Source organism: Jannaschia pohangensis (genome assembly GCF_900113875.1).
Classification (GTDB): domain Bacteria; phylum Pseudomonadota; class Alphaproteobacteria; order Rhodobacterales; family Rhodobacteraceae; genus Jannaschia; species Jannaschia pohangensis.
In genome coordinates this window covers 589,470-608,493 of record NZ_FORA01000002.1, presented here as the reverse complement: position 1 = coordinate 608,493, position 19,024 = coordinate 589,470, and the positions used below count along the sequence as shown (strand labels likewise).

The following is a 19,024-nucleotide window of genomic DNA, read 5'->3' as shown; positions in this document are numbered from 1 at the left end:
CTTTTGCCCGGTTCTAGCCCAAGGTTGCGCCCGCGTCACGGGGTCTTTGCCCGGTCTTTGCCGTGCGTGTCATCCGCCAGAAACACCAGGCCGATGGCTCCGGCGAAAATGAACACATCGGCGAGGTTGAACGCATAGGGGTTCTGAAAGCCGCAGCACGACATGTTGAGGAAGTCCGCGACCGCCCCGTAAAGAACCCTGTCCAGCCCGTTCGCCAAGGCCCCGCCGACCACCAGACCGGCGGCCACACGGGCAAGCGGGCGCGAAAATCCGCGCGCCCACCAGATCAGAAGCGCCGGGATCACGACGGCCAGCGCGATCATGATCCACCGGCCCGCATCATGCGCCTCGGCAAAAAGGCCGAAGTTGATGCCCCGGTTCCAGCCCATGCGAAACACGAGGAAGGGGGGCAGAACGTCGATTGTCCCGATCGTCTTCAGATCGAGCATGTGCACCACCGCGACCTTGGAGGCCTGATCGATGCCGAACGCCGCCAGCGCAGAGAGGACGAGCGCGCGCATCAGTGACGGAAGTGCCGCATGCCGGTAAACACCATGGCCAGCCCGGCGTCGTCGGCGGCGGCGATCACCTCGTCGTCGCGCATGGAGCCGCCCGGCTGGATCACCGCCGTAGCACCCGCTTCGGCGGCGGCCAGCAAGCCGTCGGCAAAGGGGAAGAATGCGTCGGAGGCCACGACCGACCCGACCGCCGCCGATTGCGGCAGGCCCAGAACTTCGGCCACGTCGAGCGCCTTGCGCGCCGCGATCCGGGAGCTGTCGACACGGCTCATCTGGCCCGCGCCGATGCCGACAGTCGCCCCGTCCTTGACATAGATGATGGCGTTGGACTTCACGTGCTTGGCCACCGTCCAGGCCAGGCGCAGGTCGCGCAGCTGTGCGTCGGTCGGGGCCAGCTTGGTGACGACGCGGAAATCGGCGTCGGCGACGAAGCCGGTGTCGTGATCCTGCGCCAGCCAGCCGCCCGCGACCTGCTTCATCATCCGGCGCGGCTGACGCGGGTCGGGCAGGGTGCCGGTGGTCAGAAGGCGGAGGTTCTTCTTGGCGGCAAAGATCTCGCGCGCCTCGTCGGTGGCGGCGGGGGCGATGACGACTTCGGTGAAGATGCCGGTGATGAGCCGTGCGGTGTCCGCGTCCAGCGTGCCGTTTAATGCGACGATCCCGCCAAAGGCCGAGGTGCGGTCGCAATCGAAGGCGCGCTGATAGGCTTCGGCCAGGGTCGCGCCCGTCGCCACGCCGCAGGGATTGGCGTGCTTGATGATCGCGACGGCCGGGTCGGCGGTGAATTCCGCCACCAGTTCGACGGCGGCGTCGGTGTCGTTGATGTTGTTGTAACTGAGGTCCTTGCCCTGATGTTGCGTCGCGGTGGCAACGCCAGGCCGGTTCGAGCCGTCGACATACAAGGCGGCGGCCTGATGCGGGTTCTCGCCATAGCGCATCGGTTGGGCCAGCCGCCCGGCAGCGGCAACGCGGCGCGGCGTTTCCTCGAAGCGGGCCATCCAGGTGGCGACGGCGGCGTCATAGGCGGCGGTGCGGCCATAGGCGATGGCCGACTGGCGTTGCCGGAACGGCAGGGTGGTCGCCCCGTCATTGGCGTCGAGTTCGGCCATCAGGGCGGCGTAATCCTCGGGGTCGGTCACCACGCAGGTAAAGCCCTGGTTCTTGGCCCCGGCCCGGATCATCGCGGGCCCGCCGATATCGATATTCTCGATGCAGGTCGCCTCGTCCGCGCCCGAGGCCACCGTCGCCTCAAAGGGGTAGAGGTTCACAACCAGCAGGTCGATCCCGCCGATCCCGTGCACGTCCATCGCGGCGGCATGGTCGGGATTGTCGCGCAGGGCCAGCAATCCGCCGTGCACCTTGGGGTGCAGGGTCTTGACCCGGCCGTCCATCATTTCGGGAAAGCCCGTCACCTCGGCCACGTCCTTGACGGTCAGCCCGGCGTCGCGCAGCGCCTTGGCCGACCCGCCGGTCGACAAAAGCTCCACGCCCCGCGCGGCAAGGGCCTGACCCAGTTCGATCAGCCCCCCCTTGTCAGAGACGGAAATCAGGGCGCGTTTGAGCGGCACGGCGGTCATGGGCGATCTCTCTTGCGGTTCAAAGAACCCCTTCGGCGGGCGAGGGCGGCAATTCCGTCGCCTCCTGCGCGCGGGTCAGGGTCCAGTCGATGGTCGCCGCATAGGACACAACGCGGTCGGATAAAACCACCTGTTGCGCCGGACGCGGATTAAGGCGACCCGGCTCCAGATGGACAGAGGGGGCGATGGCCATCTCGACATCCCGTCCGGGGCGGAAAACCCAGACCTCGCCCGACGGCAGGGTCAGGGATACAGCCCGCCCGCCCATGTCGATCTCGGCCAATGTGTCGGGATGCAGGTGAAACCGACAGTGAAAGGGAATGCCCTGAAGCTTGGCCGCGGTCTGGGCATCCTCGAACCGTTCCTTGTCGGTGGCGCTGACCGCGCGCAGGCTGTCTTCACCCTCCAGCAGGCGCCCGTCCGTCGACAGGACCAGCCGCCGCAGGTGGGTCAGGCCGTGGCTTTCGATGTATCCATCATGGCTGAGCACGACCGTTGACGCGCGCCGGGATGCGCTGCGCTGCCATTGCACCTTCTTCGGGGTCTGGATCAGCGGCGCGACCCGCCGCGTTCCCAATGGCACCAGCGGCCCGATCCGGGAGGAAGAATAGCCCTCGATCTCGACCGTCGAATGCGAGGCTGTCGCCCGACCCGCCCGGTGCCAATCGGCCCCGAAGGCGCCGCCGGGTCCGCAGTTTACGATGACAGGGCAGTTCCCGCTCGTCATCTCGAAGGCCAGGGTAGAGGCATGGGCCGACCCGCTGGCCTTGCCGGTCGGCGGCGCGCTGGCATCGATGATCAGCGTCGTCCGCCCGTGTGCAATGGGCGCGAACCCCATGGCGAGGCCGCTGTCGTTGCGCGCGCGGATGCCCGACGTGACCAGCACGCGGTCCAACCGTCCGGGGCGACCCCGGCCGCCGCCGTGGAACCGCGCAAGGCCGCCATCGGCGTGGCGCAACGCGCGCAGGGTGGGGATCATGCGATTCTGCGCGGCCCGCAGCGCGTCCGGCACATCGCCCCGCACCGCTAGCGCCTCCATCGCCCACCCCAGAAGCATCGCGACCTCGAGCAGGGCCTCGGGGTTGCGCGACGGGATGCCGCCGTCGTCGCCGATGTCGCTGCGCATGGCCCGGGACAGACCCTGGGCCGCATCGCCCGCCAGCGCCTCCAGCCCCTCGAGCGAGACGCCGGCATAGAGAAGGCCCGCCAAGGCTTCGATCCGGGACAGACCACCAGGCGCGTCGGACCAGTGACGCCGCAGGTATCGCGCCTGCGTATAGAGAAGGTTGAAATAGAGTTTCTGATCGCGCGCCGACAGCCCCTGAAGCAACGTCGGCGCATGGCTGATCTGGCGCAGAAGACGGCGTCCGGTCAGGGCGGCGTCCCACCCGGGGCCCGTGCCCTTACCATATCGGCGCGCCCAGGACAGGACCCATTCCTGCGCGGCGTTCCGACCGGCGCGGGTGCCGGCCGCCATGATGTCGTCCAGCCAACCGTGGCCATGAAGCTGCATCTCGAACGGAGCCGAGGGGGCGGCGATGGTCCAGGGGCTTTCGTTTGGCGCCTCGATCAGCTGACCCGCAAAATGCCAGAGGCCGGACAGGATCTGCTGGCCGCGCCGCGCCGATCCGGTGCCCCGGGGTTCGGGTTGCCAGGCAAGTGTCCGGGCACCGCCACCCGGCGTTGCCCGCAGCACGCGCAGGCGTGTGCGCCATCTGTCGCGGAAGCCTTGCCCCGTCATCGCCCCAGTTCCTTGCGGGCCTGCTCCGGCCCATTGCCGCGCAGGTTACGCGGGCCCGGCGTCCATGTCACGCAGGGGTGGCCCCGGCCGTGCGAAGCACCGCCATGTAGAACCCGTCGAGCCCGCCCCGGTCGGCCCAGAGGTCGGGCAAAAGCCGCAGACCATGCGGCGACGCCGCCGCCTCGGGCAGGCCAAAAGACGCCGGATCAAGGGGTATCGCGCTGAGCGACGGATGCCGCTTCAGCGCGGCAGAGACCTGATGCTCGCCCTCGACCGCAAGCAGGGAACAGGTGCAGAAGACCAGTCGGCCGCCGGGATTGAGAAACGTCAGCGCCCGGTCGATCAGCTGGTATTGCAGCTTGGTCAGCGTCTCGATGTCGCGGGCCTCGCGCAGGTGGGGCAGGTCGGGATGTCGCCGGATCGTGCCCGTCGCCGTGCAGGGCGCGTCGAGGAGGACGACGTCGAACGGCTCTTCTGGCGTCCACTCCAGAGCGTCGGCTTCGACGATTTCGGCGGTCAAGCCGGTGCGGTCGAGGTTCTGGCTCACCCGGCGCAATCGCTTGCCGGAAATGTCGAGCGCCGTGACATGGGCCCCGCCCGATGCAAGTTGCAGCGTCTTGCCGCCCGGTGCAGCACAAAGGTCCAGAACGCGCAGGCCGGTCAAATCCCCCAGAAGCCGGACGGGGATCGCGGCGGCGGCATCCTGCACCCACCAATCGCCTTCGGCAAAGCCGGGCAGGATCGACACCTGTCCGCCTTCGAGACGCAGGGACCCGGTCGGCAGTTCCACCGCCCCCGGCACCGATACGCCCGGTTTTGGCGTCAGGTCCAGCGGCGCGCCGCGCAGATGCGCGGCCTCGATCGCCTCCAGCCGGTCGCGCCCCCAAGACGCGGCGAGGGGTTTGCGCAGCCAGATCGGCAGGGTGGGGGCGGGAAGGGCCTCCCACTCCGCAAGTGTCGCTGGCATGTCCGCCGTCAGGCCGCGCAGGACGGCGTTGACCAGACCGGCCTGTTTCGTGGTCTTGGGGGACATGCGGGCCATGGCGACCGCATCGTTGACGACCCCGTGGGCGGCCGACCCTTCGGCGCAGAGTTCGGTCAGGGCAAGGCGCAGGATGTCGCGGATCTTGGCGGCCGGCTGGCGCTGCATCCGCGTTTTCAGCATCGCATCGGCCTGCCCCATGTGGCGCAGCGTCAGGCCCGCCAGACGTAGGGCGCGCGCGGCGGCGGGGCCATCGAGGCCGCTGGCCCCGTCCGATAACATCCGACCATCGCGCAGCACATGTGCCAGCAGCCGGATCGCGCCGGTGCGCGCCGCAAGGCTCTCGGGCATGTCGCCGTGCGGTGTAGGCTGTGTCATCGTGGCATCCTTGCAGAACAGGTTTCGCGCCGTATATCCAAACCGGAGCCCAGGCAAGGAGCGGACCATGACAGACCCGACCCTGAACCGCATGACGGTCGACCCGACGGACCTGCCGCAGGCCGCGCCCGATGCGCCCGCCTGCCCGACGACACCGCGGGATCGTGGTGTCGATCTGACCCCCCTGTCGGCCGAAGCCGAGGCGGCCCGCCGTGCCGCCCTGCCGCCCGCCGCGCGCCGCGCCCTGGAAGAGGCAGAGGCCCGTCGGACGGCCGATCTGAACCTGCCACCCGAGTTGGGCGGACGCAAAGGACCGGAGCCCGTGCGCTATGGCGATTGGGAATTGAAGGGTCTGGCGATCGACTTCTGAGGCGCGCCTATCGCAGGCTCAGATCGGCGTAGTCGCCCGCACCCTTGTCCAGCGTGAAGCGAAGCGTATTTCCGTTCACCTGAACCAGCTGGCAATTCGCCCCCAGGTCGCGCGGACCGTGAAAAAGCGTGCGGCAGAAATACCCATCCCGCCATTGCCACTCCCCGCTGACCCGGACGCCGAAGGCCCGGCCGCGGATCATGCCATCGGGGGTCACGTCCAGAGTGATGCCGGTTCGCGTCAATGCCCGGTCCGAGAGCAGATTGACGAAGGCGTCGCGGTTCGTGATGGGTTCGAACGCAAGGGCCTGCGTTGGAAGCAGGAAGGTCAGAAAAACGGCAATCATTCGCATCAAAGGCTACCTTATTCGAAGGTCCGCGATATCGCCCGTTCCCCGGTCCGCATGGAACCGGATTGTCGTGCCCTGAACCGAAACCCGCTGACAGTTCAGCGGAAAGTCCCGAAGCGCCGTATCGAGCGTGCGGCAAAAGAAACCGTCCTGCCAACGCCAGGTGCCGGTGACGCGCAGGCCGAACCCGCGCCCGGTGATCGCGCCATCAGGTTGAACCTGAAGCGAGACACCGTCGCCCGTCAGACGTTTGCCCGCGACCAGCGACACGAACGCGTCACGGCTGGTCACCGCCTCGAACGCGGCGGCGGGCAGAGGCAGGGCGAGAAGAAGGCACAGAATGAACAGACGCATGACACCTATACGCAGAGCCGACAGGATCGGATCATCCGTATCTGGCACAGGTGCCTTAACGCAGGCCTAAGACATCCAGCATATCGTAGGCGCCAGGGTTCTTGCCCTGGGCCCAAAGCGCGGCCTTGAGGGCCCCGCGCGCAAAGACGGACCGGTCGGAGGCCACGTGCCGCAGGGTGATCCGTTCCCCGTCGGCGGCGAACAGAACATCATGTTCACCGATGATGTCGCCCCCCCGGATCGCGTGAAACCCGATGGCGCCGCGCGTCCGGGCCCCGGTCATGCCGTCCCGTCCCCGGTCTGCGACCGCGTCCAGCGCGACGCCGCGACCCGCTGCCGCCGCCTCGCCCAACATGAGGGCGGTGCCCGAAGGCGCGTCGACCTTGTGACGGTGGTGCCCCTCGATCACTTCGATGTCGTAATCCTCGTCGAGGGCGGCGGCGACCTGACGGACCAACTGGGTCAGCAGGTTGACGCCAAGGGACATGTTCCCGGCCCGCACGATGGTCGTGCGGCTCGCAGCCCTGTCCAGCCTGGCGATATCGTCGACGCTCAGGCCGGTCGTGCCGATGACATGGGCCGCCGCCGACCCCTTCAGGATGTCCGACATGGCCAGCGTCGCGGCGGGCGTGGTGAAGTCGATGACCGCCTGGGCATTCGCGACCACGGAAATCGGATCATCCGTCACGGGCACGCCGTTGGTCGCCCCGCCAAGCATTTCGCCCAGGTCGTGCCCGGCCCAAGGATGGCCCGGTGCTTCGGTCACGCCGACCAGCCGGGCAGCGTCCGATGCCGCGATCACCTCGCACAGCATCCGACCCATGCGGCCGGAGCCGCCCATGACCACGATCCCCGGTCTGTCCATCGTCTTTCCCCCATCTGTCGCTCTTCCTCTTGGTCCAAGGGCCGCCGCCATGCAACGCTTGCGCCCGGGGCCGGGTGCAAATATCTGCCTGCCTTCCAGGAGGGCATAGAATGGCAAAATCCCGTTTCGAGAGCGGCAAGGGACCATCGCAGCGGCAGTTGCGGGTGGGTGAATTGCTGCGCCGAACCTTGTCGGACGTTCTGATGCGCGGCGAAATCCACGATGAAGAGCTGTTGTCGATGCTCATCACCGTGGGCGAAGTGACCGTGACCGCCGACCTGAAGATCGCGACGGTCTGGGTCATGCCGCTCGGGGGCAAGGATCCGCAGGCCGCCATCGAGGCACTCAAGCGCAACCGGGGCGAATTGCGCCGCGCCATCTCGAGGGAGGTGACGATGAAGCATTCGCCCGACCTGCGCTTCCGCGTGGACGAGACGTTCGACCGACTGGAGGACACGCGCCGCATGTTCGCGGACGAGCGTGTTCAGCGAGACATCAACGCACCCGACCGCGACGACGAGACCCCGGATGGCGAGGATCGCGACGCATGAAGGCTGTGGTGTTGGCCTGTCTTCTGGCGGTGTGCGGTGCTGTGGCGTCGGCACAGGAGTGCCGACCGGTCGAACACCGGGACCGCGATTTCACCGTCTGCACCGCGCAGGTGGATCAACATGTCATCGAGACGCGGCTGGCGGATGCCTCCGGCGCGCCTCTCGGTTCCTTTGACGCACTTCAGACATCGACGGACCGCCCGATCCTGTTTGCGATGAATGCCGGGATGTATCACCCGGATCGCGCCCCCGTCGGTCTTTACATCGAAGGTGGGGTGCAATCGACCGGCCTCGTCACGCGCGAGGGGCCGGGAAACTTCGGCCTGCTGCCCAATGGCGTGTTCTGCGTCGAGGCGGACCGGGCCCAGGTCGTCGAATCGCGGACCTTCGCCGACAATCCCCGCCCCTGCATTTCCGCCACGCAATCGGGTCCGATGCTGGTCATCGGCGGACAATTGCACCCGCGTTTCCTGCCCGACAGCACGTCGCGCAAATTTCGCAATGGGGTCGGCGTCAGCCCCGGAAGTGACACGGTCTATTTCGTGATTTCCGACGAGCCGGTGACGTTCCACGAAATGGCGACGCTCTATCGCGACGTGTTGGGCGTGTCCGATGCGCTGTTCCTCGACGGGTCGGTGTCGCGGCTTCATGCGCCAGTCATGGGCCGGTCCGACGGCGGGTTTCCCATGGGGCCGATCCTCTCCGTGACCGCGCGCGAGGCGGGCTGATGGGACGGCGCAAGAAAGGCAACCCGGTCCACGGCTGGCTGATCGTGGACAAGCCGGCGGGCATCACCTCCACCTCGGTCGTGGGCAAGGTTCGGTGGGCACTCGAGGCGCAGAAGGCCGGGCATGCGGGGACACTCGACCCCGATGCGACGGGCGTTCTGGCCATTGCCCTGGGCGAGGCGACCAAGACCGTGCCCTTCGTGACCGATGCGCTCAAATGCTATCGGTTTCGCGTCACCTGGGGGGCGGCCACGGCGACAGACGACGCTTCGGGCGAGGTCATCGCCACGTCCGAGCAACGTCCCGATCCGGCAGAGGTCGAGGCGGCCCTGACCGCCTTCCGTGGCGACATTCAGCAGATTCCGCCACAGGTCTCGGCCGTCAAGGTCGAGGGGGAGCGCGCCTATGACCTGGCGCGCGAGGGGATCGAGATGGACCTGGCCGCGCGTCCGCTCTTTGTCGAGCGGCTTGAGGTCGTAACGCAGGATCCCGATGGCGCGGAGCTCGAGATGGTCTGTGGCAAGGGCGGCTACGTGCGGTCCATTGCCCGCGATCTGGGGCAGGCGCTTGGCTGTCTTGGGCATGTCGCCTGGCTGCGCCGTGTCTGGTCGGGTCCGTTTCGCGCCGAAGACGGGTTGTCGATGGATCAGATCGAGGCCTTGGCCCGCACGCCCGACCTTCTGACCCATCTGAGGCCTCTGGAACTGGGCCTCGTTGACATCCCCGAAGTCGCGGTCACCGCCGCCGCCGCCAGTCGGTTGCAGCATGGCAACCCGGGCGAGGTTCTGACCGGGGCAAGCTATGGTGACGTCTGTTGGGCCTCGCACGGCGGGCAGGCGATTGCGGTCGGCGTCTATCGGGCTGGCGCGCTGCATCCGACCAAAGTCTTCCAGATCTGAAACATCCGGGACGGCTCGGTCCGCGTCTATCAGTCCAATTGTTTCAGTCGATCACGAAATCCCGGGTCGGGCCTTTGTCCGTTGACCTCTGCGTGAGGGGCCTGCCGCGGCAACCTCCGATTGGATAGTCTGATGGCAACACGGAGCGCCTATCTGCTCCCTCAATTCCATAGGATTTCGCACAATGACTGACCTTGCTTCCCGCGCGCAGACGGCCTGGACCATCCTGATTGCCGGCGCCTTCGCCACCATCGCCTTCGACCTCTTCGGTCAGGGCCTCTCCCCCCTTGCAGGCTTCGCCAAGCTCGCCCCCGTTGGCCTTGCACAACAGACCCTTGCCACCGTGTTCGGGGACGTGCCCGCAGGTGCCGCCCATACGCTCCATACGCTGACCGGTCTTCTGGCCTATCCCCTGGGTTATTTCCTGATCGCGCGTCCGGTGGCGGCCCGGATCACGCCCTGGTTGCATTGGTCGGTCGTGGCGACTGTCTATGGTGTGGCGCTCTGGGTTTTCGCCCTCTACGTGATGGCGCATCTCGTTGCCGGAAATCCCGCCTTCCTCGGCTTCAGCGGGATCACCTGGGTCGCGCTCTGGGGGCATATCGTCTTTGCCCTTGTGGCCGCCGCGGTGATCGAGGTGCGTCTGCCCCGCGTCGCCCTGGCGGCGCAGCCGACTTTGGCCTGACGCCTGACCCTTGCCATCCCCGCCTGGGGACTGGCACATCGCGGGGCATGATTACCCGCAGCTTCACCAAGGGCGATGCGCCATCGGTCGCGATCTATTCCGATGACGAGCGCTATCGCTACGACCTGATCCGCACCTGGGACACTACCGGGGGGCGGATCAACTTCGTGATGCTCAACCCTTCTACGGCGACGGAACTGGCCAATGATCCGACCGTCGAGCGATGCGAACGGCGGGCGCGGGCCCTTGGGTACGGGGCGTTCCGTGTGACCAACATCTTCGCCTTTCGCGCCACCGATCCGCGCGACATGCGGTCCTGCGAGGATCCGGTTGGCGGGGTGGCCAACGACACGGCCATCGTCGAGGCGGCGCTTTGGGCGGACCGGGTCATCTGCGCTTGGGGGACCCATGGGGCGCATCTGTCGCGCGGGGTGCGGGTCGAAGCGATGCTGCGCGCCAAGGGGTTGTCGCTGATGACGCTCGGCCTGTCCAAGGACGGTCACCCGAAGCATCCGCTCTATATCGGCTACGCCGTGCAGCCCATGCCCTGGCAGGCAGGCTGAGACCCGCGCAATAAAAAACGGCGGCTCCGAAGTGGAAGCCGCCGTCTTGGTCGGTTGGTCCGTCGGTCAGAACAGCGCAGCAGGGCCCGTCGGCGCTTCGACGACAGGCACTTCCGCGACTGGCTCTTCCACGGGGTCCTCGGCCGCCGGTTCCACCGGCTCCGCCGAGAAGTCTGTCCCGGTGACCGAGATCAGTGCCGGGTCGAGCCCCTGGGCCCCTGTCACAACGGCGACGACTGTTCCGCCCACGGCGATCTCGGCCCCGGTGCCATCGGGCAGGTCGGTCACGGTGACGACCGGAGCGGCCGCCATGTCGTCCCCACCATTGTCGAAGGTCACCGACAGCGTGTCTTCTGCCGGATCGAAATCGGTCACCGTGGCCGGTCCGTCGCCCGTCTCGCTCACCACGATGGCGAACTCGTCCGCGCCCGTGCCGCCGGTGACGGTATCGCCGTCGCCGAACATAATCAGGTCGTCGCCAGATCCGCCATTGAGCGAATCCTGGTCTCCGGCTTCGGTCGAGGCGCCGTGCAAGGTATCCGCGCCGATGCCGCCGAGCAGTGTATCGGATCCGGCACCACCGGTCAGATCGTCGTTGCCGCGCTGGCCGTTCAGGAAGTCGTCGCCGTTGCCCCCATCGATGACGTCGTCCTGCTCTTCGCCGTTCAGTCGATCGTTGCCTTCGCCACCCGACATCGTATCGGCACCGAAGCCACCGACGACCGTGTCGTCCCCGTCGCCGCCGCTCAGGCTATCGGCCCCCACGGCACCGGCGACCACGTCGTTGCCAAGGCCGCCGTCAACCGTATCGTCGCCTGCGCCGCCACCGGCTTCGTCATCCCCGTCGCCGCCTTCGATCAGGTCGTCGCCGAACCCGCCGAACAGGCTGTCGTTGCCGAGGCCGCCGATCATCGTGTCGTCGCCGTCGTCACCGCGAATGGAATCGTTGCCATCGCCGCCGTCGAGAAGGTCGTTGCCGCCATTGCCGATCACGGTGTCGTCGCCCTCGCCGCCGTCGACCGTATCCGCCCCTTCATTGGCCCCAAGGAAGTCGTTCCCGAGCCCGCCAAAGATGTCGTCGTCGCCGACATTGCCAAAGACGGTGTCATCACCGTCGCCAGCATCGATGACGTCATTGCCGCCGCCGCCGTTGATCAGGTCGTTGCCAGCACCACCGGAGACATTATCGTCGCCCCCGAGGCTGCGGATCGCGTCGTTTCCGTCAAGTCCATCGAGGATGTCGGCCCGGGGCGTTCCCTCGAGGATGTCGTCACCGTCGGTGCCGTCTTCATCGACACCGGTCGGCGCCGGGTCGTCGCCATCGTCCAATAGAAAAACCAGGCTCCCAAGAAGAAGCGCTCCCGCAATTGCCAGCAGACCAGTCATTTCATTCTCCGCAAAAGAAACCAGACAGAATCCCCCCTGTCGTCGTGTCCAGTATCGATGTGTTGACCGGAATCGCCAGCAAAATGACGCGGGAAAGCCGCAGCGATGCCAAGAAAAAAACGAAAACGGAATGGCTTGCGTGACAGTTATCCAGATTTGACCCGATTGTTTCGCGTTCATGGTTAACGGTTGCTGGACCGCGCGCCACTGGCTTTGCCCAAGTGGGGAGTCAGGGCAGTATTGCCCGATGCCAAGCCGGGGACGGATCTGTCTGTCGTGGGGTCAGGGTTCAGTCGGCGCGGACCAATGCGATGTGGTCCGCCGAAAGCGATGCGACGTCGGCAACCCGGGCGATTGCCGTACCGTCGACAAGAACGATTGTCGCCCCCGGTTCTGCGGCGAAGGTTACGGTCGGGACGGTTTCACCTGAATAGGTGATTTCGATCTGATCCTCGTAGAGGTCGAAATCCTCGACCATCGGAAGGGCGCTGTCCGCCTCGAGGGCTGCTGCCGAAGGCGCGCGGAAAAGGTAGACGTCGTTGCCGATCCCGCCGACAAGCGTGTCCCCGAAGCCGCCTGCCAAAGTGTCGTTGCCGGTGCCGCCGACAAGTCGATCCGCCCCATCCCTGTCGGTCCCGTTGTCGTCACGCAGGACGGTGCCATCCAGGATGTCGTTGCCCGCCCCGCCAACCAGAGTGTCTTGCCCTTCGCCGCCAAACAGTCGGTCATCGCCATCCCCCCCGACAAGAAGGTCGTTGCCGTCGTAGCCGGACAAAAGGTCGTCGCCATCGCCGCCTTCCAGAGTGTCGTCGCCGACATCGCCGTGCAATTCATCGTCGCCAGCACCGCCCAGAAGGCTGTCGTTGCCCGGCCCGCCACTCAGGAAATCGCGGCCGCCGCGGCCCGACAAGGTGTCCGCGCCGTCATCGCCGAACAGGAGGTCATCCGAAGCGCCACCCTGGATCCGGTCGTCAGTTCCGGACCCGAGCTGCGCATCGCCCGTCTCCGTGACGGGCGGTGTCCAGGATCCCTGGATCGCGTCGGTGACATGGTCCCCGCCGATTGCATCGCGGGCCGGGGCGTCCGTCACCTCTGTGCCGTCCATCACGTCGTCCGGGCCGCCCTCGGGCATGATGTCGTCGAACATCGCGCCATCGTCATCGGGTGCCGAATCGACCCCCTGGTTGCTAAGGTCCAGCGCCTCCTCGAGTGGCGACGATGATCCCTCGGCGGCCGGGCTGCCTTCGACCTCGACCTCCGGGGATGTATCCGAATCGTCGGCGTCCGCATCGGTGGACGTCAGCGGAAAGGCAACCATGACGCCGGACACGAAAAGACCAATCAGACCTGCGATCATGAGCATGGCTGGACCTTTTCAGAACGTGCGCCGAAGGGTGGAACGAGGAGTGAACATTGCCATGATTCCTATCAGAAACGGCATGATTCCCACAGCGAGACTTCGTAAATGGGTTAACGCGCCGCTCGGTGCAGCCGATCCGACAGAAGGGGTTCCATCGTCGATCAATCCGGTGTAGGCGGCGCGTCTACTCCAAGGGCCCTGCTGGACGACATCCCGGCTTGTGCCATCCCTCAACCAGACAGGAGACCCCGATGTCGATTACCGTCGAAGAAAAGAACCGCCTCATCAAGGAATTCGCGACCAAGGAAGGCGACACCGGTTCGCCCGAAGTTCAGGTTGCGATCCTGACCTCGCGGATTGCCACGCTGACAGAGCACTTCAAGACCCACAAGAAGGATAACCACTCCCGTCGTGGCCTTCTGATGATGGTCGCACAGCGCCGCAAGCTTCTGGATTACGCCCGCGCCAAGGACGAGGCCCGCTATCAGGACCTGATCAAGCGCCTGGGCATCCGTCGCTGATCACAGTCCGGAACTGAAGATGAAAAGGCCGCGTTCCAGGACGCGGCCTTGTTCGTTCAGGAGATCGTCGTTTCAAGCGATACGGCTCATCTTGTATGGGGGCCCATCGCGCAGGACGGACGCCATGGACGCCGCCATCTGGTCATAGGAGCGGCCATAGAAATAGACCGCCTGACCGGCCGGGCCGTCCCAATGGTCGAACAACGCGCCATCGGTGCCGCTGTCGGCGAGGGTCAGTTCCAGACGCTCGATCAGGTCGTGGATCGGCGTGTTGTCGGGAAGGTAAAGCGCCAGACCCTCGGCTTTGCCAAACGTCCGGTCGCGACGCCGACCTGTCGGATCGATCAACAGCGATCCCTTGGGCGCGCCCATCTTCTGAAGCTCGCTCACGAGGGAGTCGAGCGTGCCCTCGAGGGTGGCGATCACGAGAAACTCGAATTCGCAATAGGCGACGCCGTCCTGGGCCGTTCCCTCGACCGATCGACATCTGAGCACTTGGCCTGCGCCAACTTCGGCCATGAACCGTTTCAAGGGTTCGTCGAAATAGTCCTGGCGCATGAAGTCCTGCACCTTGACGTTGACCATGGCCGTGACCGGAGTTCCGGCAGCTTTGGCCGGATCGCGTTTCACTTGGGAAAACTGCATCATTTCGGGCCTGCCTGCGGCTATTCTGGTTAATGGCCCGAGGACCCTGCGACAGGTCCGTGCCGATTCGATGGCCGTCCTGCGCCGGGATCGCGGAGATTGCGGGGCGGTGCCGCGCGCGCCACCTTTTCATCGTGCGAAAAACCCGCTAGAGGCCCCACATCTGAGACGTGACGCACCGACCCCGGCGTCGTGCAAAGGAACAGGGGTCGGCGGCAATGGGGCCGCCATTCAACGACGCACTGGCAGGGGCCAGCGGGCGTCAGACAGGATACGACATGTTCAACATCGTTAAAAAAGAGATGGAGTGGGGCCATGACACCCTCTCCCTCGAGACCGGCAAGATTGCCCGTCAGGCCGACGGCTGCGTCATCGCCACCTATGGCGAAACCAGCGTCATGGCCGCCGTCACCTATGCCAAGGCGCCGAAGCCAGGTCAGGATTTCTTCCCCCTGACCGTACACTACAATGAAAAATACTATGCTGCGGGCAAGGTCCCGGGCGGTTTCTTCAAGCGCGAAGCCCGCCCGACCGAGAAAGAGACGCTGACCTCGCGCCTCATCGACCGCCCGATCCGCCCGCTGTTCGTTGACGGCTTCAAGAACGAAGTCCTCGTCATCTGCACCGTGCTGTCCCACGATCTGGAAAACGATCCGGATATCGTCGCCATGATCGCCGCTTCGGCCGCGCTGACGATTTCGGGCGCACCCTTCATGGGTCCGATCGCCGGTGCGCGCGTCGGCTTCGTGGATGGCGACTACATCCTGAACCCGTCAGTCGACGACATGCAGGGCCTGAAGTCCAACCCCGAGCAGCGCCTCGATCTGGTCGTCGCCGGCACGAAGGACGCCGTGATGATGGTCGAATCCGAAGCCTACGAGCTGTCGGAAGCCGAGATGCTGGGCGCCGTCAAGTTCGGCCACGAGCAGATGCAGCCGGTCCTCGACCTGATCATCGCCCTGGCCGAAGACGCCGCCAAGGAGCCGATGGATTTCCAGGCCCCCGATTATTCGGAGCTGTTCGCCGCCGTGAAAGCCGCTGGCGAAGACCTGATGCGCTCGGCCTATGCGATCACCGACAAGCAGGAGCGGACCTCAGCGGTGTCCGCCGCCAAGGATGCGATCAAATCCAAGCTGAGCGAAGAGCAGCTGGAGGATGCAAACCTCGGCACCGCCCTGAAGAAGCTGGAATCTTCGGTTCTGCGCGGTGACGTGGTCAAGAACGGCAAGCGGATCGACGGGCGTGCGCTCGACACCGTGCGGCCGATCGTCTCCGAAGTGGGCCTGCTGCCCCGGACCCACGGGTCGGCGCTGTTCACCCGTGGCGAAACCCAGGGCCTGGTCGTCACCACGCTCGGGACGGGCGACGATGAGCAGATCATCGATGCATTGCATGGCAACTTCCGTTCCAACTTCTTGCTGCACTACAACTTCCCGCCCTATTCGGTCGGCGAAGTCGGTCGTTTCGGACCTCCGGGTCGTCGCGAGATCGGCCACGGCAAGCTGGCGTGGCGGGCGTTGCAGGCGGTTCTGCCGTCGGCGACGGACTTCCCCTACACCATCCGCCTCGTCTCCGAGATCACTGAGTCGAACGGTTCGTCGTCCATGGCGTCGGTCTGTGGCGGTTCGCTGTCGATGATGGACGCGGGTGTTCCGCTCAAGGCGCCGGTCGCGGGTGTGGCCATGGGCCTGATCCTGGAAGACAACGGTGACTACGCCGTCCTGACGGATATCCTGGGCGACGAAGATCATCTCGGCGACATGGACTTCAAGGTGGCCGGGACCGAGGCGGGTATCACGTCGCTCCAGATGGACATCAAGGTAGCGGGCATCACGCCCGAGATCATGGAAAAGGCACTGGAGCAAGCCAAGGCCGGACGCGTGCATATCCTGGGCGAGATGGCCAAGGCGTTGACTGCGGGCCGGACCGAGTTCTCGGCCCATGCCCCGCGGATCGAAACGATGCAGATCCCGACCGACAAGATCCGGGAAGTCATCGGGTCTGGCGGCAAGGTGATCCGCGAGATCGTGGAGACGTCGGGTGCCAAGGTCGACATCAACGACGACGGTATCATCAAGATCGCGTCGGCCAATGCCGAAGCCATCCAGAAGGCCTATGACATGATCCATTCGATCGTGGCAGAGCCGGAAGAGGGCAAGGTCTACAAGGGCAAGGTCGTGAAGATCGTCGATTTTGGCGCCTTCGTGAACTTCTTCGGCAAGCGCGATGGTCTGGTCCACGTGTCCCAGATCGAAAATCGCCGCCTGAACCATCCGTCCGATGTGCTCAAGGAAGGTCAGGAAGTCTGGGTCAAGCTCCTGGGCTTCGATGATCGTGGCAAGGTGCGCCTGGCCATGAAGATGGTCGATCAGGAATCGGGCACCGAATTGGTTGGTGAAGACGCCGCCGAGGAGTGATCCGACGCATTGATTTCGGTTTGAAGGGCCCCGTTGTGCGGGGCCCTTTTTCGTTCCGACCTGGATCGCGTGACCGTCGCGAGGTCTCAGATTTTTCAGGCGGCGTTCGATCTTGGGCCGATGACCCGCGGCGCGGCACGCCCCATGTCCGCGCGTCCGACAGTGAAGGTTTCGACGGACGCGGCGAGCGTCTGAGCCGTCTGTCGCAGCGTCTCGCATGCGGCGGTCGTCTCTTCGAACATCGCGGTGTTCTTTTGCGAAACGGTGTCGAGTTCGCGAAGCGCCCCGTTTATCCCGCCGACGCCTTTCGCTTGCTCGTCAGAGGTCACGGCGATCTTGCTGATGCGGATCGTGACCTGCCCGACGGATTCGATGATCTTCTGGAGCGCTCCGCCGGTTTCGTGAACCAGCGCGACACCGCGCTCGATCTGTTCCCCCGACTCGGCAATCAGGGCGTTGATCCTGTTCGCGGCTTCGGAGGACCTGAGTGCCAGGGCCCGCACCTCGGAGGCGACGACCGCAAATCCACGGCCTGCATCCCCCGCACGTGCCGCCTCGACGCCTGCGTTCAAGGCCAGCAGGTTGGTCTGGAAGGCGATATCCTCGATCATCGACGTGATCTTGCGGACTTCGTTGGACGAGGCTTCGATCTCGGCCATCGCCGAGATGGCCTGGCCCATGATCCGTGCGCCGCCTTCCGCTTCGGACCCGGTCGTGACCATGACCGTCTCGGCAGAGATGGCGTCGTCCGCGGTCGCGCCTATCAAGGCGGTGAGCTGTTCCGTGGAGCGCGTGATTTCCTCGAGCGTGACCGCCTGTGCCTCGGTTCTATGCGAAAGATCCTGCGAGGCGGATGCGATTTCCGCCGTGTCGCCCTTTATGATGTCGGAGGTATCACGGATGGTGCGGATCGCCGATTGAAGCGACGTGACTGCCCTGTCGAACGAGGCGGCAAGGTCTTCGTAGCCCTCCGGCAGATCGTCCGTGATCCGGGCTTCGAGGTTGCCTTCGGCCAGGTCCGCCAGCGCGGCGCGGAGGTTCGCGATCACGGCAGCCTGGGTTTCCTGCTCGGCGACACGGCGCGATTCCTCATGCCTGCGAACGTCCGCGGCTGCGGCCCTGGCTGCGTCGGCGCGTTCCCGCTCGGCGGCGTTTTCTGCGAGGGCCGCTTCCGTTTCCATGCGCGCGGCTTCCGCTGTTTCACGCGCGGCTTCGGCTGCCAGGCGCGCTGCCTCGGCCTGCTGTTCGGAGTCCTGAGCGCGGGCGGCGGCGGCCAAGGCTTCCTGTTGACCCAACCGCGTTGCCCGCGCGAGCCTGTTGCGCGATTTGATCGAATGCCCAAGGTAGCCGACCATCATGACCACTGCTGCGGCGTGGACCGCCACGCGCTCGAGGCCCAGAATGAGCGTTGTGTTTCCGAACAATAGACCCGGGACGACAAGAGCCATGACGACATGTTGCGCTGTGACCGCGCCTGCGGCGAGCAGAAGCGGCCGCACATTCGACATGGTCGCCACGGCGCCGAACGCCACAAAATAGAACATGTGGCTTTCAAGCTGCCAAGGATGGCCCGCCAGGCTCAGCGTCAAGACCATGACCTGACCCACGATGGTGAGGGCGCCGATCTCGGGTGCAAATCTGCTGTCCAGATGGCGGACGAGCCATCCGATGCCCGTCAGACCCAGAGACAGCCCAAGGCACCACAAGATGTTGGCACCCGCGATCCAGGCGGCGCCCGCGATCACAGGCGATGCCGCAATGGATGCAACCAGCAGCTGACCGGCGACAACTACGGAATGAGCGTGAGTTTCAGAATCAGACATTTGCACCACATAGAAAGCTGGGAAGACGGTTGGCATCGAGCAGGAGAAGCGGCTTCAGTGCGCGGAGACGGTCGATGAAATCAGCGTCTTGAGAGTGACCAAGTTTTCCCAGCGGAGGGGCATCAAGGCCAATGCCATAGCCGCCGGCGCGAAGGATCAGACTGTCGGCGGAAGCGCCGACCGGCCAGGCGATCACCAGGACAGGGTTACCCGCATTCGCCCGGGGCAGCGCCGCGACGGCGGACACACCCCAGATGACGGGGATGGCCAGCATGACGGCACGGGCAAAGCGGGGATGGTTCGATTTCATTG

20 protein-coding genes are annotated in these 19,024 nt (G+C 65.6%); 8 read left to right on the top strand and 12 right to left on the bottom strand.

Annotated elements, in window-relative coordinates; all coding sequences use genetic code 11:
- Nucleotides 1-35 precede the first annotated feature (35 nt).
- The 4 genes from lspA to BM002_RS10080 all read right to left on the bottom strand — a co-directional run bounded on the left by lspA (nt 36) and on the right by BM002_RS10080 (nt 5,196).
- Nucleotides 36-521 (bottom strand): signal peptidase II, encoded by a 486-nt coding sequence (lspA, locus tag BM002_RS10095; RefSeq protein WP_092780042.1) that lies wholly within the window; start codon nt 519-521, stop codon nt 36-38.
- Complete coding sequence (purH, locus tag BM002_RS10090) at nt 521-2,095, bottom strand: bifunctional phosphoribosylaminoimidazolecarboxamide formyltransferase/IMP cyclohydrolase (protein WP_092780040.1); 1,575 nt, start codon at nt 2,093-2,095, stop codon at nt 521-523. The genes lspA and purH overlap by 1 nt, the downstream gene beginning before the upstream one ends.
- A 19-nt stretch (nt 2,096-2,114) precedes the next feature.
- Nucleotides 2,115-3,836, bottom strand: a complete 1,722-nt coding sequence (locus BM002_RS10085) for a heparinase II/III family protein (RefSeq protein ID WP_092780038.1) — start codon at nt 3,834-3,836, stop codon at nt 2,115-2,117.
- A gap of 67 nt (nt 3,837-3,903) precedes the next feature.
- Complete coding sequence (locus BM002_RS10080) at nt 3,904-5,196, bottom strand: RsmB/NOP family class I SAM-dependent RNA methyltransferase (protein ID WP_245749201.1); 1,293 nt, start codon at nt 5,194-5,196, stop codon at nt 3,904-3,906.
- Between the two features lie 67 nt (nt 5,197-5,263).
- Between BM002_RS10080 and BM002_RS10075 the strand changes: the two genes are divergently transcribed.
- Nucleotides 5,264-5,566, top strand: a complete 303-nt coding sequence (locus BM002_RS10075) for a DUF1674 domain-containing protein (RefSeq protein ID WP_245749200.1) — start codon at nt 5,264-5,266, stop codon at nt 5,564-5,566.
- Between the two features lie 7 nt (nt 5,567-5,573).
- On the opposite strand, the gene BM002_RS10070 is transcribed toward BM002_RS10075, so the two are convergent.
- Genes BM002_RS10070 through dapB form a run of 3 tightly spaced genes read right to left on the bottom strand, consistent with a single transcriptional unit; the run spans nt 5,574 to nt 7,134 of the window.
- Nucleotides 5,574-5,912 (bottom strand): dihydrodipicolinate reductase, encoded by a 339-nt coding sequence (locus tag BM002_RS10070; RefSeq protein WP_245749199.1) that lies wholly within the window; start codon nt 5,910-5,912, stop codon nt 5,574-5,576.
- A 12-nt stretch (nt 5,913-5,924) separates the two neighbouring features.
- Nucleotides 5,925-6,317, bottom strand: coding sequence for a dihydrodipicolinate reductase (locus BM002_RS10065; RefSeq protein ID WP_245749198.1), 393 nt, complete (start codon nt 6,315-6,317; stop codon nt 5,925-5,927).
- Between the two features lie 7 nt (nt 6,318-6,324).
- Nucleotides 6,325-7,134, bottom strand: a complete 810-nt coding sequence (dapB, locus tag BM002_RS10060) for a 4-hydroxy-tetrahydrodipicolinate reductase (RefSeq protein ID WP_092780030.1) — start codon at nt 7,132-7,134, stop codon at nt 6,325-6,327.
- 110 nt (nt 7,135-7,244) lie between these two features.
- On the opposite strand from dapB, the gene rbfA reads away from it, so the two are divergent.
- The 5 genes from rbfA to BM002_RS10035 all read left to right on the top strand — a co-directional run bounded on the left by rbfA (nt 7,245) and on the right by BM002_RS10035 (nt 10,560).
- Complete coding sequence (gene rbfA, locus BM002_RS10055; RefSeq protein WP_092780028.1) at nt 7,245-7,685, top strand: 30S ribosome-binding factor RbfA; 441 nt, start codon at nt 7,245-7,247, stop codon at nt 7,683-7,685.
- Complete coding sequence (locus BM002_RS10050) at nt 7,682-8,413, top strand: phosphodiester glycosidase family protein (protein WP_092780026.1); 732 nt, start codon at nt 7,682-7,684, stop codon at nt 8,411-8,413. The genes rbfA and BM002_RS10050 overlap by 4 nt, the downstream gene beginning before the upstream one ends.
- A complete protein-coding gene (gene truB / locus BM002_RS10045) occupies nt 8,413-9,312 on the top strand; it encodes a tRNA pseudouridine(55) synthase TruB (RefSeq protein ID WP_092780024.1) in 900 nt (299 codons plus the stop codon). Before BM002_RS10050 ends, truB begins: the two co-directional genes overlap by 1 nt.
- 184 nt (nt 9,313-9,496) lie before the next feature.
- Entirely contained in the window at nt 9,497-9,997 is a 501-nt protein-coding gene (locus BM002_RS10040; protein WP_092780022.1) for a hypothetical protein, read from the top strand.
- Nucleotides 9,998-10,044: 47 nt separating this feature from the next.
- Nucleotides 10,045-10,560: a DUF1643 domain-containing protein gene (locus BM002_RS10035; RefSeq protein ID WP_092780020.1), complete on the top strand. Its 516-nt coding sequence runs from the start codon at nt 10,045-10,047 to the stop codon at nt 10,558-10,560.
- A gap of 66 nt (nt 10,561-10,626) precedes the next feature.
- Here BM002_RS10035 and BM002_RS10030 read toward each other — a convergent pair whose 3' ends face one another.
- Both BM002_RS10030 and BM002_RS10025 read right to left on the bottom strand, forming a co-directional pair.
- A complete protein-coding gene (locus tag BM002_RS10030; RefSeq protein ID WP_175484862.1) occupies nt 10,627-11,946 on the bottom strand; it encodes a calcium-binding protein in 1,320 nt (439 codons plus the stop codon).
- A gap of 289 nt (nt 11,947-12,235) precedes the next feature.
- The gene (locus BM002_RS10025; protein WP_092780016.1) at nt 12,236-13,309 is read right to left on the bottom strand and encodes a calcium-binding protein; all 1,074 of its coding nucleotides are present in this window, start codon (nt 13,307-13,309) and stop codon (nt 12,236-12,238) included.
- Between the two features lie 248 nt (nt 13,310-13,557).
- On the opposite strand from BM002_RS10025, the gene rpsO reads away from it, so the two are divergent.
- A complete protein-coding gene (gene rpsO, locus BM002_RS10020) occupies nt 13,558-13,827 on the top strand; it encodes a 30S ribosomal protein S15 (RefSeq protein ID WP_092780014.1) in 270 nt (89 codons plus the stop codon).
- A gap of 72 nt (nt 13,828-13,899) precedes the next feature.
- Here the strand turns inward: rpsO and BM002_RS10015 are convergent, their stop codons facing one another.
- Nucleotides 13,900-14,472 (bottom strand): hypothetical protein, encoded by a 573-nt coding sequence (locus tag BM002_RS10015; protein ID WP_139212329.1) that lies wholly within the window; start codon nt 14,470-14,472, stop codon nt 13,900-13,902.
- Nucleotides 14,473-14,750: 278 nt separating this feature from the next.
- Between BM002_RS10015 and pnp the strand changes: the two genes are divergently transcribed.
- The gene (gene pnp, locus BM002_RS10010; protein ID WP_092780010.1) at nt 14,751-16,889 is read left to right on the top strand and encodes a polyribonucleotide nucleotidyltransferase; all 2,139 of its coding nucleotides are present in this window, start codon (nt 14,751-14,753) and stop codon (nt 16,887-16,889) included.
- Between the two features lie 95 nt (nt 16,890-16,984).
- Here pnp and BM002_RS10005 read toward each other — a convergent pair whose 3' ends face one another.
- Nucleotides 16,985-18,712 (bottom strand): methyl-accepting chemotaxis protein, encoded by a 1,728-nt coding sequence (locus BM002_RS10005; RefSeq protein WP_175484861.1) that lies wholly within the window; start codon nt 18,710-18,712, stop codon nt 16,985-16,987.
- Entirely contained in the window at nt 18,705-18,986 is a 282-nt protein-coding gene (locus BM002_RS10000) for a hypothetical protein (protein ID WP_139212328.1), read from the bottom strand. Before BM002_RS10000 ends, BM002_RS10005 begins: the two co-directional genes overlap by 8 nt.
- Between the last annotated feature and the right edge of the window lie 38 nt (nt 18,987-19,024).

What these genes read in the sequence shown, in the direction of transcription:
- rpsO (WP_092780014.1), top strand. Translation starts at nt 13,558, where the DNA reads ATGTCGATTACCGTCGAAGAAAAGAACCGCCTCATCAAGGAATTCGCG.
- BM002_RS10080 (WP_245749201.1), bottom strand. Translation starts at nt 5,196, where the DNA reads ATGACACAGCCTACACCGCACGGCGACATGCCCGAGAGCCTTGCGGCG.
- BM002_RS10000 (WP_139212328.1), bottom strand. Translation starts at nt 18,986, where the DNA reads ATGCTGGCCATCCCCGTCATCTGGGGTGTGTCCGCCGTCGCGGCGCTG.
- lspA (WP_092780042.1), bottom strand. Translation starts at nt 521, where the DNA reads ATGCGCGCGCTCGTCCTCTCTGCGCTGGCGGCGTTCGGCATCGATCAG.
- BM002_RS10025 (WP_092780016.1), bottom strand. Translation starts at nt 13,309, where the DNA reads ATGCTCATGATCGCAGGTCTGATTGGTCTTTTCGTGTCCGGCGTCATG.
- purH (WP_092780040.1), bottom strand. Translation starts at nt 2,095, where the DNA reads ATGACCGCCGTGCCGCTCAAACGCGCCCTGATTTCCGTCTCTGACAAG.
- BM002_RS10035 (WP_092780020.1), top strand. Translation starts at nt 10,045, where the DNA reads ATGATTACCCGCAGCTTCACCAAGGGCGATGCGCCATCGGTCGCGATC.
- BM002_RS10070 (WP_245749199.1), bottom strand. Translation starts at nt 5,912, where the DNA reads ATGATTGCCGTTTTTCTGACCTTCCTGCTTCCAACGCAGGCCCTTGCG.
- BM002_RS10030 (WP_175484862.1), bottom strand. Translation starts at nt 11,946, where the DNA reads ATGACTGGTCTGCTGGCAATTGCGGGAGCGCTTCTTCTTGGGAGCCTG.
- BM002_RS10050 (WP_092780026.1), top strand. Translation starts at nt 7,682, where the DNA reads ATGAAGGCTGTGGTGTTGGCCTGTCTTCTGGCGGTGTGCGGTGCTGTG.
- BM002_RS10085 (WP_092780038.1), bottom strand. Translation starts at nt 3,836, where the DNA reads ATGACGGGGCAAGGCTTCCGCGACAGATGGCGCACACGCCTGCGCGTG.
- truB (WP_092780024.1), top strand. Translation starts at nt 8,413, where the DNA reads ATGGGACGGCGCAAGAAAGGCAACCCGGTCCACGGCTGGCTGATCGTG.
- BM002_RS10005 (WP_175484861.1), bottom strand. Translation starts at nt 18,712, where the DNA reads ATGTCTGATTCTGAAACTCACGCTCATTCCGTAGTTGTCGCCGGTCAG.
- rbfA (WP_092780028.1), top strand. Translation starts at nt 7,245, where the DNA reads ATGGCAAAATCCCGTTTCGAGAGCGGCAAGGGACCATCGCAGCGGCAG.
- BM002_RS10040 (WP_092780022.1), top strand. Translation starts at nt 9,497, where the DNA reads ATGACTGACCTTGCTTCCCGCGCGCAGACGGCCTGGACCATCCTGATT.
- dapB (WP_092780030.1), bottom strand. Translation starts at nt 7,134, where the DNA reads ATGGACAGACCGGGGATCGTGGTCATGGGCGGCTCCGGCCGCATGGGT.
- pnp (WP_092780010.1), top strand. Translation starts at nt 14,751, where the DNA reads ATGTTCAACATCGTTAAAAAAGAGATGGAGTGGGGCCATGACACCCTC.
- BM002_RS10015 (WP_139212329.1), bottom strand. Translation starts at nt 14,472, where the DNA reads ATGCAGTTTTCCCAAGTGAAACGCGATCCGGCCAAAGCTGCCGGAACT.
- BM002_RS10075 (WP_245749200.1), top strand. Translation starts at nt 5,264, where the DNA reads ATGACAGACCCGACCCTGAACCGCATGACGGTCGACCCGACGGACCTG.